18 protein-coding genes are annotated in these 15,283 nt (G+C 40.0%); 8 read left to right on the forward strand and 10 right to left on the reverse strand.

What is annotated here, in order from left to right; genetic code table 11:
- Window positions 1-98 precede the first annotated feature (98 nt).
- Complete coding sequence (locus RM529_RS00810) at window positions 99-698, forward strand: HAD family hydrolase (protein WP_311482844.1); 600 nt, start codon at window positions 99-101, stop codon at window positions 696-698.
- Between the two features lie 73 nt (window positions 699-771).
- Here RM529_RS00810 and RM529_RS00815 read toward each other — a convergent pair whose 3' ends face one another.
- The 5 genes from RM529_RS00815 to RM529_RS00835 form a co-directional block, all read right to left on the reverse strand.
- Window positions 772-2,928, reverse strand: coding sequence for a prolyl oligopeptidase family serine peptidase (locus RM529_RS00815; protein ID WP_311482845.1), 2,157 nt, complete (start codon window positions 2,926-2,928; stop codon window positions 772-774).
- 99 nt (window positions 2,929-3,027) lie between these two features.
- Window positions 3,028-4,017: an aspartate-semialdehyde dehydrogenase gene (locus tag RM529_RS00820; protein ID WP_311482846.1), complete on the reverse strand. Its 990-nt coding sequence runs from the start codon at window positions 4,015-4,017 to the stop codon at window positions 3,028-3,030.
- A gap of 328 nt (window positions 4,018-4,345) precedes the next feature.
- Window positions 4,346-4,780 (reverse strand): large conductance mechanosensitive channel protein MscL, encoded by a 435-nt coding sequence (mscL, locus tag RM529_RS00825; protein ID WP_311482847.1) that lies wholly within the window; start codon window positions 4,778-4,780, stop codon window positions 4,346-4,348.
- 61 nt (window positions 4,781-4,841) lie between these two features.
- A complete protein-coding gene (gene alr, locus RM529_RS00830) occupies window positions 4,842-5,951 on the reverse strand; it encodes an alanine racemase (RefSeq protein ID WP_311482848.1) in 1,110 nt (369 codons plus the stop codon).
- On the reverse strand, window positions 5,944-6,591 hold the full coding sequence (locus RM529_RS00835; RefSeq protein ID WP_311482849.1) for a thymidine kinase: 648 nt from the start codon (window positions 6,589-6,591) through the stop codon (window positions 5,944-5,946). Before RM529_RS00835 ends, alr begins: the two co-directional genes overlap by 8 nt.
- Before the next feature lie 149 nt (window positions 6,592-6,740).
- Between RM529_RS00835 and RM529_RS00840 the strand changes: the two genes are divergently transcribed.
- The 6 genes from RM529_RS00840 (at window position 6,741) to RM529_RS00865 (ending at window position 11,434) form a co-directional block, all read left to right on the forward strand.
- Window positions 6,741-7,637: a DUF8457 domain-containing protein gene (locus RM529_RS00840; protein WP_311482850.1), complete on the forward strand. Its 897-nt coding sequence runs from the start codon at window positions 6,741-6,743 to the stop codon at window positions 7,635-7,637.
- Between the two features lie 15 nt (window positions 7,638-7,652).
- Complete coding sequence (gene rsmI / locus RM529_RS00845) at window positions 7,653-8,324, forward strand: 16S rRNA (cytidine(1402)-2'-O)-methyltransferase (RefSeq protein ID WP_311482851.1); 672 nt, start codon at window positions 7,653-7,655, stop codon at window positions 8,322-8,324.
- 96 nt (window positions 8,325-8,420) lie between these two features.
- On the forward strand, window positions 8,421-8,765 hold the full coding sequence (locus RM529_RS00850; RefSeq protein ID WP_311482852.1) for a HopJ type III effector protein: 345 nt from the start codon (window positions 8,421-8,423) through the stop codon (window positions 8,763-8,765).
- A 40-nt stretch (window positions 8,766-8,805) separates the two neighbouring features.
- The gene (gene recJ / locus RM529_RS00855) at window positions 8,806-10,500 is read left to right on the forward strand and encodes a single-stranded-DNA-specific exonuclease RecJ (protein ID WP_311482853.1); all 1,695 of its coding nucleotides are present in this window, start codon (window positions 8,806-8,808) and stop codon (window positions 10,498-10,500) included.
- Window positions 10,501-10,559: 59 nt separating this feature from the next.
- Window positions 10,560-10,913, forward strand: a complete 354-nt coding sequence (locus RM529_RS00860) for a hypothetical protein (protein WP_311482854.1) — start codon at window positions 10,560-10,562, stop codon at window positions 10,911-10,913.
- A 95-nt stretch (window positions 10,914-11,008) separates the two neighbouring features.
- Window positions 11,009-11,434, forward strand: a complete 426-nt coding sequence (locus RM529_RS00865; protein WP_311482855.1) for a VOC family protein — start codon at window positions 11,009-11,011, stop codon at window positions 11,432-11,434.
- Between the two features lie 139 nt (window positions 11,435-11,573).
- Here the strand turns inward: RM529_RS00865 and RM529_RS00870 are convergent, their stop codons facing one another.
- Both RM529_RS00870 and RM529_RS00875 read right to left on the reverse strand, forming a co-directional pair.
- Window positions 11,574-12,326, reverse strand: coding sequence for a UDP-2,3-diacylglucosamine diphosphatase (locus tag RM529_RS00870; protein ID WP_311482856.1), 753 nt, complete (start codon window positions 12,324-12,326; stop codon window positions 11,574-11,576).
- A gap of 81 nt (window positions 12,327-12,407) precedes the next feature.
- The gene (locus RM529_RS00875; protein ID WP_311482857.1) at window positions 12,408-12,884 is read right to left on the reverse strand and encodes a 6-pyruvoyl trahydropterin synthase family protein; all 477 of its coding nucleotides are present in this window, start codon (window positions 12,882-12,884) and stop codon (window positions 12,408-12,410) included.
- Window positions 12,885-12,983: 99 nt separating this feature from the next.
- On the opposite strand from RM529_RS00875, the gene RM529_RS00880 reads away from it, so the two are divergent.
- The gene (locus RM529_RS00880) at window positions 12,984-13,637 is read left to right on the forward strand and encodes a 2OG-Fe(II) oxygenase (protein WP_311482858.1); all 654 of its coding nucleotides are present in this window, start codon (window positions 12,984-12,986) and stop codon (window positions 13,635-13,637) included.
- On the opposite strand, the gene RM529_RS00885 is transcribed toward RM529_RS00880, so the two are convergent.
- The 3 genes from RM529_RS00885 to RM529_RS00895 form a co-directional block, all read right to left on the reverse strand.
- On the reverse strand, window positions 13,638-13,766 hold the full coding sequence (locus RM529_RS00885; RefSeq protein WP_311482859.1) for a hypothetical protein: 129 nt from the start codon (window positions 13,764-13,766) through the stop codon (window positions 13,638-13,640). It lies immediately after the preceding gene.
- The gene (locus RM529_RS00890) at window positions 13,763-13,936 is read right to left on the reverse strand and encodes a hypothetical protein (RefSeq protein WP_311482860.1); all 174 of its coding nucleotides are present in this window, start codon (window positions 13,934-13,936) and stop codon (window positions 13,763-13,765) included. The genes RM529_RS00885 and RM529_RS00890 overlap by 4 nt, the downstream gene beginning before the upstream one ends.
- Window positions 13,937-14,259: 323 nt before the next feature.
- Window positions 14,260-15,027 (reverse strand): enoyl-CoA hydratase/isomerase family protein, encoded by a 768-nt coding sequence (locus RM529_RS00895; protein ID WP_311482861.1) that lies wholly within the window; start codon window positions 15,025-15,027, stop codon window positions 14,260-14,262.
- Between the last annotated feature and the right edge of the window lie 256 nt (window positions 15,028-15,283).

The raw sequence follows: 15,283 nt of genomic DNA on the forward strand, positions 1-15,283 counted from the left end.
CAGATTAAACTCTTGTTTAGAAAATGATAAAGTTAAGGTCAGGAAGACGAATCTTAGTATCTTTCTCTGGATAAAGCTAATCAACTTTTATCAGAAAGATGCAGGAAATTATAGTTTACGACCTTAACCAGACCTTATACAAAAAATCATCAAAAGATGAATTCTTCAAATTTATTTGCTATAAAAAGGGTTATAAGCTGGTGCACCTTTTTCAGATTGGCCTGCTCATGGTTATTGGAAAGCTGCGGATTATGAGTAAGACTTATTTTAAGGAGAATTTTTACGATTACCTTAATAAAATTCCGCCGGAACAGGTCAGGAAATATGCAGAACAATTCTGGAATGTAGAATTTCCTGAACATTTTAGGGAGGATATGGTAGCCGATATTATTGAAAAAGACAAGGCCGGGATAAAGGTTTATCTCGTTACCGGCGGCTTTGAAGTTTATACCAAATATCTCGAAAAGCTTTTGCCCTTAAAAGTTGTTGGAACTGTAACAAAATATGAAAATGAAGATTATAAAATAATAGGAAAGACCTGCAATGATGAAGAAAAATTAAGGCGACTTGATGCGGAAATAAACGGAGATTATAAGATTTTGGAAGCTTATTCAGATGATGACGAAGAAATTTTATACAAAGCTGAAAAAGGTTATTTGCTTAAAGATGGGGAATTGAAATCGGTGCAAGACAGTTAAAAATAAGAGTTTTATAATGAAAAACCTCACAGGTTTTTAAAACTGTGAGGTTTGGACTTAAATTAAAAATAATTTATCCTTTTACTTTCTCTTCCACCTTGTTTGGCAAAACCTCGTAGCCCATATGGTATAGCGTAAAACCAAAAATATCGGCATATTCTTCAATAATCATTTTAGTCGGTTTTCCTGCTCCGTGGCCGGCTTTGGTTTCAATACGGATCAACGCAGGATTATTTCCTGCCTGTTTATCCTGTAATTCGGCAGCAAATTTGAATGAATGCGCGGGTACTACACGATCGTCGTGATCTCCTGTAGTTATAAGTGTTGCAGGATACTCTGTGCCTTCTTCCAAATTATGGACCGGGGAATAATTGTACAGATATTCAAACATTTCCTTGCTGTCTTCTGCAGTACCATAATCGTAAGCCCATCCTGCGCCGGCAGTAAAAGTATGGTAACGCAACATATCCATCACGCCCACAGCAGGTAAAGCCACCTGCATTAAATCTGGGCGTTGAGTCATTGTGGCGCCAACCAGCAAACCTCCGTTAGAACCACCTCTGATTGCTAAATAATCACTGGAGGTGTAATTTTCTTCAATAAGATATTCTGCGGCAGCGATAAAATCGTCAAAAACGTTCTGTTTCTTCATTTTAATCCCGGCATCGTGCCATTCTTTACCGTATTCTCCACCTCCGCGAAGGTTTGGAACTGCATAAATCCCGCCTTGTTCCATCCAAACGGCATTGGCCGTGCTAAAAGATGGTGTAAGACTAATGTTGAATCCACCGTACCCATAAAGAATAGTAGGATTTTTGCCATCGAGCTCCAGTCCTTTTTTGTGCGTGATGATCATAGGAACTCTGGTGCCGTCTTTTGAAGTAAAAAACACCTGCTTACTTTCGTAATTATCAGTATTGAAGTCGATTTTAGGTTTGTTGTAAACTTCCGAAGTTCCTTCTTCAATCTGATATTTGTAGATGGTTCCCGGCGTCACATAGTTTGTGAAGCTGTAGTAAAGCACATCTTCTTCTTTTTTGGCGCCAAATCCACCTGCAGAACCAATTCCTGGTAATTCCACATCCCGCACAAGATTTCCTTGGTAATCATATTGCTTTACTTTGGAAATTGCGTCTTCCATGTATTCAGCAAAGAAATATCCGCCGGCAGTGGAAGGGCTCAACACGTTTTCTGTCTCCGGAATAAAATCTTCCCAGTTTTCCGGCTGCGGATTGGCAGCGTCTACCGTAACAATCCTGCGATTGGGAGCATCCAGGTTGGTGACCAGGAAAAGCTTGCTGCCCTCGTTATCTATCACGTACGTATCGGTATCCTCATTGCCGATAATTGTCATAATCTGAGGCTCATCCTGGGAAAGGTCCATCATAAAAAGTTTTCCTCCGGAAGTCGCATTTCTTGCTGAAATAAACAAGTAGCGATTATCCTCACTTACGCTTCCACCCACATAGCGATGCTTCTCATCTTCACTTCCGCCGAAAATCAGCTTGTCTTCACTCTGTTTTGTGCCTAATTTGTGATAAAAAAGCCTGTGTTGATCTGTTTTTGCTGATAGTTCACTTCCTTCAGGCTTTTCGTAGCTGGAATAATAGAAACCTTCATCACCTTTCCATGAAACTCCGCTAAATTTTACATCTCTGATGCTATCTTCAGCAATTTCTGTGCTTTCGGCATTCATAATGATAATTTTTCTCCAGTCGCTTCCTCCTTCAGAAATACTGTAGGCCGCCATTTTACCATTTTCAGAAAAACTTAAGCCGCTAAGGGAAGTTGTGCCATCTTCGCTGAATTTATTCGGATCGAGAAAAACTTCGGGTGCTGCATCTTCAGATTGCTTGCGATACACCACGTACTGGTCCTGCAATCCGTCGTTCTTAAAGAAATAAATGTAATCTCCTTCTTTAAAAGGCGCGCCTATTTTTTCATAATTCCATAGTTTAGAAAGTCGGTTTTCCAGCTCTTTTCTAAATGGAATATTCTTTAAATAATCGAAGGTTACTTCGTTTTGAGCTTCTACCCAATCTTCAGTTTCTTCGCTGCGATCGTCTTCCAGCCAACGGTATGGATCTTTTACTTCGGTTCCAAAGTAGTTGGTAACAGTATCGACTTTCTTAGTCTCAGGGTAATTCAAAGCAGTTTCTTTTTCAGTTTTGGAATCGTTGCAACCGGCCAAAAGGCTAACAGCAAAAATCCCTGTTATTATTTTTTTCATAGAAAGTTAAAAATTGTTGTATATGCATGATTAGTACGAAAAAATACCTGCAGGTTACAGTCCTACAGGCATTTTTAAAGGTACAGGTTAAAAAACTATTTATATAAGCTTGTTTTCTAATAAATACTCGGCAATTTGTACCGCGTTGGTGGCAGCTCCTTTTCTTAAGTTATCGGCCACAACCCACATATTAAGCGTATTTGGCTGAGAATAATCCCTTCTAATCCTGCCTACAAAAACATCGTCTTTTCCTTCAGCATAAATAGGCATTGGATAGGTATTGGTATCTGGATTATCCTGAACGGTAATTCCCGGAAAGTCGCTAAGGATTTTCCTTATCTCGTTTTCATCAAAGTCTGATGCAAATTCAACATTTACAGCCTCACTGTGTCCTCCAACAACAGGAATCCTTATTGCAGTGGCGCTAACGTTTACTGAATCGTCGCCAAGGATCTTCTTAGTTTCCTTGGTAAGTTTCATTTCTTCCTTGGTGTAACCGTTTTCCTCAAAAACATCGCAATGCGGAAGTGCATTTTTGTGGATTGGGTAAGGATATGCCATTTCGCCTTTCTCTCCTGCATATTCGTTTTCCAGCTGCTGTACAGCTTTCACGCCGGTCCCGGTAATGGATTGATAGGTGGAAACGACCACTCTTTTAATCTTGTATTTGTCGTGCAGCGGCTTTAAAGCCATTAATAACTGAATGGTGGAACAGTTGGGATTGGCTATAATTTTATCTTCGGCAGTAAGTTCTTTGGCGTTGATTTCCGGAATTACCAGTTTTTTGGTGGCATCCATCCTCCATGCTGAAGAATTATCTACCACCGTAGTTCCTGCTTCAGCAAATTTTGGAGCCCATTCCAGGGAAGTTCCTCCTCCGGCAGAAAAAATTGCCAGATCGGGCTTTTTTGCAACGGCAGTTTCAAGGCCAATAACTTCATAATCCTTACCCTTGAAGTTTACCTTTTTTCCAACCGATCTTTCTGAAGCAACCGGATACAATTCATCTATCGGGAAATTTCTTTCCGCCAAAACTTTTAACATTACCTGGCCTACCATTCCTGTGGCGCCTACAACTGCTACTTTCATTTTATAAATTTTGTTTATTAGGAGACCTCACAGGTTTCAAAACTCGTGAGGTCTTTCTTTTCTGGTGCAAATGTATTATACTCAAATTTATTGGACCATGCTAACCGTCTAAATTTGATTGATATATGGTTTTTTATACTGATTTGTACAAATTGTTAAAAAAAGACCCCTTGCTCTCACAAGGGGTTTACATTAATTGCTATTCAAGAATGTGCAGTATAGCGGTGCACGTATTTTACTCGATAATCGAGATTTAAATGGTCCCAGAGCTGGCCCGAACCAAACTTTCTGTAATGCTTCTGTGGGCTTGTCCCGAAGCAGTTTGTTCCTACGGAGTAGTATTTTGTTTTCTCAGCTCGTCCCTTATCTCAACAAGTAATTCTTCCTGGGAAGGACCTTTTGGAGCAGCCACTTTTGGGGCTTCTTTTGTTGTTTTTGTCCTTTCGTAAGCCCGAAGCAGTAAAAATATAAAAAATGCCACGATTACGAAGTAGATTATAGCTTGTAAAAGATTTCCATAGGTGATAACTGCAGCTTCAGCCTCTATTGCAGCATCAAGGGTCTCGTAGCTTTCGCCGTCCAGGGCGAAGAACTTTTGGGAAAAATCTGTACCACCCGTAAAAATGCCAATTATCGGCATTAGTACATCTGCAACTACAGAAGCAATAATCTTGTTAAATGCTGCTCCCATTACTACTGCTGTAGCAAGGGCAATAATATCACCTTTCATGAGAAAGGCTTTAAAATCTTTAAAGAATGCCATCTTATTTAAATTTTTGATTGTCAGTAATCTAAGATAGAAAATAAATCCGGAAGTTTAGTTTTTATGCCTGGATAATCCTGCGGGTTACCCGCTGGGAGATACCTGTAATAAGCTCGTAGGAAATAGTTTTTCCGGCTGCGGCAAAATCAGTGGCATGTGGCTGTTCACCAAAAATCACTACCTGGTCACCCTCTTCGCAGTCAATGTCTGTAACATCTATCATTAAAATATCCATACAAATATTTCCTACAATAGGAGCAAATTGTTCATGAACAAGAACCCCGGTTTTTTCATTTCCGTATTTTCTGTGAATGCCATCTGCATAGCCAAGTGGGAGCGTGGCAATCCGGGATGGTCTGGTAGCTTTAAACGTTCTGTTATAGCCCACGGTTTCTCCTTCTTCTAAATGCTGAATTTGGGAGATTAATGTCTTCAGCGTACCTACAGGCTTTAATTTTTTATCGATTTCCTTATCATTTCCGAAGCCATAGAGGCCAATTCCGCAGCGAACCATGCTCATGGCAGCTTCAGGATAATTAAATATAGCTGAAGTATTGCAGACGTGTAAAATGGGTTCATAACTGAATTCTTCTACAAAGCGTGCGGCAATTTTCCTGAAAGTATTAATCTGCTGAAGGGTAAATTCCCGTTCCTGCCAATCGTCACTGGCTGCCAAATGGGAAAAAACCGAATGAACTTTAATTGCAGAAGTCGTGGCAAGTCTTTCAAAGACCGTTTCCACCTTTTTTGGTGAAAAACCCAAACGATTCATTCCTGTATTGAATTTAATGTGCACAGGATAATCTTTTTGGCCGAGCTTTTCTGCAGTAGCTATAAAATCTGTGAGAAGACGATCACTGTAAAGGCTGGGTTCCAGGCAATTTTCAATAAGCTGATCAAAGTTTTCCTGCTGCGGATGAAAGATCATGATAGGCGTGGTAATTCCCGCCTGTCTAAGCCGCACCCCTTCCTGGATATAAGCCACCGCAAAATAGTCGGCACCCAATTCTTCCAGTTTTCGGGCTATATTAATGGAATCATTACCGTAAGCGTAAGCCTTTATAACGGCCATGAATTTCACATTTTCGGGAACCTGGGAGAGGATTGTTTTATAGTTATGAGCCAGGGCTCCAAGATCTATTTCCAGTACTGTTTCCTGTGCTTTAGGCATTTTTTTGCTTTAGTTTAGGATCTAATTCCTCTGCATCGTTCACGTTCAGCTTCTTAACCCTTTCCCTTAGCATCGCCTTATAATATGCAGCACGGCTCAGCGGTTCATATTCTTCGTTTTCGCCAAGAAAAACCAGGTCGTCATTAATCGCTTTTCTATAGCTGAATTGCGCCAGGTTTCCAGTTCTTGTACAAACGGCGTGTACTTTGGTCACATACTCGGCAGTAGCCATAAGGTTAGGCATAGGGCCAAAAGGATTTCCTTTAAAGTCCATATCCAAGCCAGCCACAATAACCCTTACCCCGCGATTTGCAAGGTCGTTGCAAACCGTCACAATTTCATCATCAAAAAACTGGGCCTCGTCGATGCCTACCACATCGCAACCATCGGCCAAAATCCTGATGTTGGAAGCAGATGGAACAGGGGTAGAACGAATTTCGTTGGAATCGTGAGACACCACCATTTCTTCGTTATAGCGAATATCTATGGCCGGTTTAAAGATTTCAACTTTCTGTTTTGCAAAAGTGGCACGTTTGAGCCTGCGGATTAATTCTTCAGTTTTACCCGAAAACATACTTCCGCAAATAACCTCAATCCAACCAAATTGCTCTTCGTGATTTACTGTATTTTCGAGAAACATTTTGTAATTTTCAAATCGAAATGGGAATTACCCTCGTTTCGCATAAAGGTGGAACAAATTTATTAAAAATACAAGCTTTGTAGAAGGGGCAGGTGCTAAAGTTATAAAGGCGGTAAAGGTAATTTTTAGAATAGGTAAAACTCAGAATTATGAAAAAGAAGATCGAAGATGAACTTTTTAAACTGGCAGATAAGATTGTAAACAATAGAGAGGATCTTGATGTTGCGCAATTAAAAGCTGAAGCTAGAAATCTGTACGAAAAATTATGCGTTCTGCATTTTACGGAAAAGCATTTAGCAGAAACAGCATTTGAAGAACCTGAGGTGGGAATTTCTTCTGAAGAGCCGGCTAAACAATTTCCGGAGGAGCAAAAAGAAATTACAGACGATCGCTCTACATATTTTGCACCCGATGGGACAGAGTATAATGATTCTGAAGCGATCACAGAACCAAACACCGAAAAAATTAAAAATATTGTAGCCGAAATGCCGCAGGAAACCGGGCAGCTTGAGGATTTGTTTGCACGGGTAAATACTGAAGAAAAGCCGCCACAGCAACAAGAAGCGCCTAAGGAAAGAGCAGAAAAGACTCAGCAAAAAGAGGAAAAGAAGTTGGAAACCCAACCGCAACCTGAAATGCCTGTTCAAAAACCGGAAAATAAGCCGAAACCGCACCCTAGAGCAAATCCGCAACCTGAAGCTAACAGAAAAGATTTTCATGATTTTGGGGTAGATTACGACAGTCTGCCAAAATTTGAGCCGGTAAATCAAAACGGAAAAGCACCGCGTCCAAAATCACTTAACGACCGGTTAAAAAAGGGTATAACGATTGGTCTTAACGAACGTCTTGCTTTTATAAAACATCTTTTTGAGGGAAATTCAACAGACTATAACCGTGTGCTTTCGCAGTTAAATACCTTCCATACGCTGGAAGAAGCTTATAAATTTATCCAGTTGGTGGTGAAGCCAGATTATAATAACTGGGAGGGAAAAGAGCAGTATGAGCAGCAATTCCTGCAGAAGATCGAAAACAAATTCGAAAATTAATCGCGAATATTTTTTATGGCTAAGCTTTACCTGGTTCCTACACCAATAGGAAATCTTGAAGATATTACTTTACGTGCAATAAGAGTACTAAAGCAGGCCGATCTTATCCTTGCCGAAGATACCAGGAACAGCGGCAAACTTCTTAAACATTTTGAAATTTCCACGCAAATGCATAGCCACCACATGCACAACGAGCATAAAACGGTAGATACTGTTGTACAGCGGATTAGGAATGGAGAGACGATAGCGCTTATAAGTGACGCGGGAACCCCGGCAATTTCAGATCCGGGATTTTTACTGGTGCGTGCCTGTGTAGAGGCTGGTGTAGAGGTAGATTGCCTTCCCGGGGCTACAGCTTTTGTGCCTGCACTTGTAAACAGCGGACTTCCGAATGATAAATTTATTTTTGAAGGCTTTCTTCCGGTAAAAAAAGGCCGGCAAACTCGCCTTAAACTTTTAGCTGAAGAAACGCGGACGATGGTTTTCTACGAATCTCCTCATAAACTCCTAAAAACCCTTACCCACTTTACTGAATATTTTGGTGCGGAACGCCAGGCATCCGTCTCCCGTGAAATCACCAAGCTCCACGAAGAAACCATCAGAGGAACTATTGCTGAAGTGTTGCAACATTATACCAATAAACCACCTAAAGGAGAACTTGTGGTTATCGTGGAAGGTAAAAAATAATGTTGCGCCTCGTGATGTAAATTTCCCGGTACGGTTTCTTTATCTCGCCGGGAGAAACTTAAAATTATTTTACACCTTCGCAGGAAATCAGAAAGTATGAAAATTGACAATTTTATCACTACACTTAGAGAAAAACCTGAGCAGAATACTTTTGCCCAGACAATGGAAGTGATTGATGCGCACTATAACTTCACGCCTACTTCTTTTGCCAATGGAAACCTGGAAAACAAGGCCGGTGAAAATAACGGGAGTTGTAAAATCTTTTACTTCGGAAAATTGCAAGATCTTTCTGAAGAAGCTGTCCTGGCATGTTTTGGAGAAGTTTACTTTCAAGATGTGCTAAAAAATCCTGGAGGAACGGGACACCAGAATATCAGGAATTTCATGAAAACCGGGTGGAACGGAACTGAATTCAAAGGAGAAGCTTTACAGCCGGAATAATCCAAATTCTTTATTATCTTCAGCTAAAAAATTGAAGAAAATGCGCTGGACGTTAAAGCCCAAACCCAACGAGGAAATTGTAATAAAATTGTCAGAAGAATTGGGGGTGGGGAAACCTATTGCCTCTCTTTTGGTGCAGCGGGGAATTGCGACTTTTGAAGAGGCAAAAAAATTTTTCCGTCCTTCTCTTAGTGATCTGCACGATCCTTATTTAATGAAAGACATGGATCTCGCAGTAGCACGAATTGAAAAAGCTATTTCTTCCGAAGAAAATATCCTCGTGTACGGAGATTATGATGTGGACGGCACGACCAGCGTCGCTTTAATGTCTTCTTTTCTAAGGTCATATTCTCCTTTTGTCGCAACTTATATTCCCGATCGTTATGACGAAGGCTATGGGGTTTCTTATAAAGGAATTGATTTTGCGGCAGATAACGACATCAGCCTTATTATTGCTTTGGATTGCGGAATAAAAGCCGTTGAAAAAGTGGCTTATGCTAAAGAAAAAGGCATCGACTTCATCATCTGTGATCATCACCGGCCCGGGAGTGAAATTCCGGCTGCTGTGGCGGTTCTTGACCCAAAGCGGGAAGATTGTGAGTACCCTTACAAGGAACTTTGCGGCTGCGGAGTGGGTTTTAAATTAATACAGGCGCTCGCAGCAAAGAGGAATATAAAGCTTGAAAACCTTCTTCCGTACCTGGATTTAGTGGCTACTGCGATTGGCGCGGACATTGTTCCGATTACGGGAGAAAATCGGATTTTGGCTTATCATGGGTTGCATGTAATTAATGTAGCGTCAAGGATAGGTTTTAAAGCAATTCTTAAGCAGCTGAAAAAAGATAAAATCACGATTACTGATGTGGTTTTTATCCTGGCGCCACGCATAAACGCTGCCGGTAGGATGAAGCATGGGCTGCATGCCGTGAATTTGCTAACGGAAGAAGATGAAGAGACGGCGATAAAATTTGCTTCAGAAATTGAAGAATATAACACCGATAGGCGGGATACCGATAAAACGATAACCGAAGAAGCGCTTGCACAAATTGATGCGTCGCAGGAGCAGGATCGCAATACAACGGTTGTTTATGACGAAAACTGGCATAAAGGAGTCATTGGTATTGTCGCTTCCAGGCTCACCGAAACCTACTACCGCCCGACACTTGTTTTTACTAAAAGTGGCGAAAAACTGGCTGCTTCAGCACGTTCTGTAAAGGGTTTTGATGTTTATGATGCGCTGGAATCCTGTAAAGAACATATCGAACAGTTTGGTGGTCACAAATACGCGGCCGGACTCACTTTACTGGCTTCGGAATACGACAATTTTAAGCTGAAGTTTGAAGAAGTGGTTTCTGAAACTATTGATAAAAACCTGCTTACTCCTGAAATTGCCATAGATGCAGAAATTGAACTGAAAGATATTTCTCCAAAGTTTTACAGGATATTAAAGCAATTCGCTCCCTGCGGGCCGGGAAATATGTCCCCGGTTTTTATGACGAGAAACCTTCGGGATACCGGTTATGGCAAATGTGTGGGTGCAGACCAGAGTCATTTGAAATGCCAGGTAAAACAGGAAGGGAAAGGTCCTGTTTTCGATATGATTGGCTTTGGTTTAGGTAAAAAACTTGACATTATAGCAAAGAATAGAGTCTTTAAAGCCGTGTATGCGATAGACGAAAATGAATACAACGGAAATGTTTCTTTGCAGTTAAGGCTTAAAGATATTTCCGAATAAGAGCTCGCTATTTAGATTCAGTTTAAATAATTCTTTATCTTTGGAGAAAGCATTCAAAGATGGACGACGTAGAGATCATTCACCATAACCGGCTGGGAATCGCTTTCCGCTGGAAGAATACAGATTTAAATATCGATCCCAACAGGATACAACTGGTTTTTAAGGATATGGGTTTTTACCTTCTACGTGAAGAAATCATCCAGTTTTCAAGTAACATCAAGCTGGCAGAAAAAAGATCGTGCAGTAATTGCAAAAATCCCGAAAACTGCAGAAATATCCTGCTGAGGTCTCCGCTTCAAAAAATGGATTTTGCAGTAAGCAGTGAAGAACTGGAACAAATCTCAGAACTTATTGAAGGCACATTGTTCCGCCTGAATTTATTTCAATACCTGGACGATATTTGTAAAAATTAGACATAGGCTTAAAACTAATGGCTGATAAACCTGATTTAAAGAAGATAAGCAGTTTCTACAAAGACCGAAAAAAATAAATAAAATAGCGACAAGTCATGGCAACAGTGAACACCTATTTGTATTTTAATGGAAATTGCGAAGAAGCATTTAATTTTTATAAATCTATATTTAATAAAGAATTCCAGTACATAGGACGTTATAAAGATGTTCCTGAAGTTGCCAGGCAGAATTTTCCAAATTGTACAGATGATCATATAATGCACATTGCATTACCAATTAGCAGAGAAACAATTTTAATGGGAGCTGACATCGTTGAAAGCAGGGAACGAGAAAATATCGCAGCAAAATTCTTCTCGCTCTATATTAGTACTGATAGTAAAGAAGAAGCTGATAAATTGTTTAATTCTTTATCTCATGAAGGTGAAATTGAGCTTCCAATTTCGGAACAATTCTGGGGTTCTTATTATGGAATTTGCAGGGATAAATTCGGTATTAACTGGAAGATAAGTTTTAGTCATTAAAACTTTGAATATTAATGTTTTTTAAAAAAAAGTACGATTTTAAGTACTTAGATGTATCTTTGTTGTATGGAAACAGTTAACTATAGTAATTTCCGGCCTAATTTAAAGTACTGGTTCGATAAGGTAGTAGATAATGTTTCTACAACTTCTCCAACGTCAGATCTTTACCATCAAAAACAGCATAGGTGTAGTAATTAATCCAGTCTCCGGTGTTGATGTACATAGATTTTTCAGTTAGCTGAAATTCAAGGGGTAAATGCCGGTGCCCGAACAGAAAATAGTCATAGTGCTTTTTTTCCAATTTTCGCCTACAATACTGGATAAGCCACTCTTTATCTTCTCCCAAAAATTCCTGATCTTCCTCTCCAGAAATCATTTTGTTTTTAACCGAAAAATACTGCGCCAGCGGAACCCCAAGATCTGGGTGGAGCCAGCGATAAAGCCATTTTGAAAGCGGATTGGTAAAAACCTTCTTCATCCGTTTATAGCCGTGATCCCCGGGACCAAGCCCGTCGCCATGACCGATCAGAAAAGTTTTGTTGTTGAATTCAAATTCTTTGGGTTTATGAAAAACCGGAATATTAAGTTCTTCCTCAAAATAATTGTTCATCCATAAATCGTGGTTACCCACGAAAAAATATACCGGAATTCCGCTATCCTTAATTTCGGCAAGTTTGCCAAGGGTACGCACAAAACCTTTGGGAACTACATGCTTGTATTCAAACCAGAAATCGAAGAGATCCCCGAGCAGGAAAATGGCAGCAGCATCCTCTTTAATTTCATCGAGCCACTGTACAAATTTCTTTTCCCGCAATCGGCTTTCTTTTTGAGTGGGCGCACCAAGATGATTATCGCTGGAAAAATAAATTTTTTTGCCTTCAGGAATGGTCATATAATAAATTCTGGCTGTAAAGATAATATTTTAAGCACAAGACCTTCCAGGTTTTCAAAACCTGTGCAAAGAAGTATAGGATTACTCCCCCTTCGGGGGTTGGGGGGCATCCTGATCACTCGCATACCACTCTGCAAACGAAGTTTCGGTTTCCTGAAGTTTTAAAGAATGCAAATAAATATGAGACGGCAGGTGCTTCTGAATTTTTGCAGCAAAATCTATGACCATATTCTCACTGGTGGGTTGGTAATCCACCAAAATCACATGATGATCACGATCCTGAAGTTCTTTTGCCAGCTCAACATGCGGCGTATTTTTGTTGAAAACAGTGGCATGGTCAAATTGATCTACAATTTCTGTCTTTACTATCTTTTTAAGGTCCCCAAAATCGATGACCATCCCAAATTTTACATGCGCTGGATCTGTAATTGGCTCTCCCAAAACTGTAACACTAAGTTTATAACTATGGCCGTGAACATTCCTGCATTTGCCGTCGTAGCCGTAAAGGGCATGGCCGGTTTCAAAAGAAAATTGTTTGGTAATCCTAATCTTGCTCATGGCATCTCGATTTTGCTGCAAAGATAAAAGATTTTCGACGCATAAATTTTTTATATAAGTAATCATTTTCTGGTTTATATTTGCCAAATTTTTTTAGCTATGGAAACAGCACCAGAAGAGTTATATGAACAGCTGGAGTTTCGGGAAAATCCGCTATATGAGAAGATTATTTCTGATCTTTTGGAGAACCAATACTCGGTTATTGATTCTTTTTTTGATGAAGATGAAGTGGAAGCCCTGCGCAATTCCCTTATAAATAAATATACCGAAGACAACTTTAAAAAGGCTGCCATAGGGAACAGGACCAACGAAGTAATAGCAAAATCTGTTCGCGGGGATTTTATTTTATGGATCAACGAAGCTGAAGCCGGCGCTGCAGAAAAATTGTTTTTTAATAAAATTAATGTGCTTGTAGATTACCTGAATAAAACCTGTTTCCTCGGAATCCTGACTAAGGAATTTCATTATGCGCTTTATCCTGAAGGAACATTCTATAAGCGGCATCTGGATACTTTCCAGAATGACGGACGGCGTAAACTTTCCATGGTTTGTTATCTCAACCAGGAAGACTGGAAGCCTGAAAATGGGGGTGAGCTGGTAATATATAAAGATAAAAATGGATTGGAAACTTCAGAAAGTATTTTTCCTTTTCCGGGTCGTATGGTAATTTTTGAAAGTCAGGTGCTGGAGCATGAGGTAAGGCCGGTGAAACAGGAACGGCTGAGTATTACGGGCTGGTTAAAAACCCGCTAATTACTTCCTGAACTTTTTGTAAAGCACTACCGCTACAAGCAAAATGGCCAGCAAGAGCCAAAATCCATAACCACTGAGAAAACTGAGGATTTCCCAAGCTTCTCCATCGGGCGTTTCCTGTTGCATCATTTATCGTGTCTTTTGCGCCAGCTATAGCGCGCGTAAAAAAATATGGCCAGCAGAAAAATTATCGCAATAAGGTACATCCAATTACCGGCAATAAATTCCCATAAGCTGTAGCCCCACATCTGATCTTCAGATGGGTCGCGGTCCTGCGGTAAGTGTTGTTGTAAGGCCATTAAGAGTTCAAAGTTCAAACTAATCTTAAAAGGTAGGATGTTTATTTTATATATCCACTGGTAGTAAGAAAAATTTAGGTTTTTTAATTTACTGGTTTAGCTAACTTTTGAAGATTTTTCCGCCTGATTCTTCTTATAAGAAACAGCACTCCGAGTGATAACAGAAAGGCCGTTCCTATTATGAAAAACCAGTGTCCACCTATAAAGGATCCTATTTTAAAACCTAATTCATATCCTTGTTGATAAGCAGGGTCATTTTCAGAATTAATGTAGTTTCAATACATAAGATTCAGTTTTTGAAAAATTTACGTGATGTTTATCTCTTATTTTTTAAATTTTGATAAAGCTTTCCTTGTAAAATCTGAAAGCACTAATTCTCCTGAAACGGCAGCTCTTTCCTCCAGCAATTTATCCCAGTGGGCGGTGTTTTTCCACAAAACGCGCTTCATTTCCAGCAAAGCCTGCAGATTATAGGAGGCCAGTTTTTCAGAAAAAATTTCTATTTCCTTATCCAGGTCTTTTATAGATTCAAAAACCTTTGCGTACAGGCCTTTTTCCTTTGCCCAATAGGCATTTTTCCATTCATGGGCAGCCAGCGTTAACTCGCCCAAAGCGGCAACTCCCATTTTTCTTTCTACGGCCGGGGCAATTACAAAAGGGCCAATACCTATACTTAATTCTGAAAGTTTTATTGCCGCGGCGTCTGTGGCCATGGCATAATCACACGCTGCAACAAGGCCTACTCCGCCGCCAACCGTTTTCCCCTGTACACGACCTACAATAAGTTTTTTACATTTTCTCATGGCATTGATCACGTTTGCAAAACCGGAGAAAAATTCTTTTCCGGAATCGCGGTTTTCAATTTCCATAAGTTCGTCAAAAGAAGCACCGGCACAAAAAGCTTTTTCACCTTCAGATTTAAGGATAATGAGGTTTACAGAGTCATCTTCAGAAAGACGATTGATTTCCTTTTCCAGTCTTTTAAGAAGTTCAGAGGGAAAGGAGTTGCTGGCAGGATGTCCAAACTCCAGGGATGCAATTTTGTTTTGAACATTAGTATATAAGCTTCCGTTTTCGCGCGTGGTCGTCATTATTTCTTTCGGTTTTACTCAAATTTACGTATTTGTTCGGAGTTTGTAGTTCGGAGTTTGTCGAATTCTTCACTTCTGCAGGTCGATAATTGGCATTTTTGGATGCTCTTTTAGTGGAGAGAGGAAAGTGGAAAGTTCTTTTGCTGGTTTGGAAGTTTTAGCGGTTGTGAGTTGTCGGTTGTCTGTTTTAGGTGGAAAATTGAAATTTTTCAGACACGACCTTTTTATCTGAAGAGTTCTTTGTCCTGATTCTACA

Source organism: Autumnicola edwardsiae (assembly GCF_031846505.1).
GTDB classification, from domain to species: Bacteria; Bacteroidota; Bacteroidia; order Flavobacteriales; family Flavobacteriaceae; genus Autumnicola; species Autumnicola edwardsiae.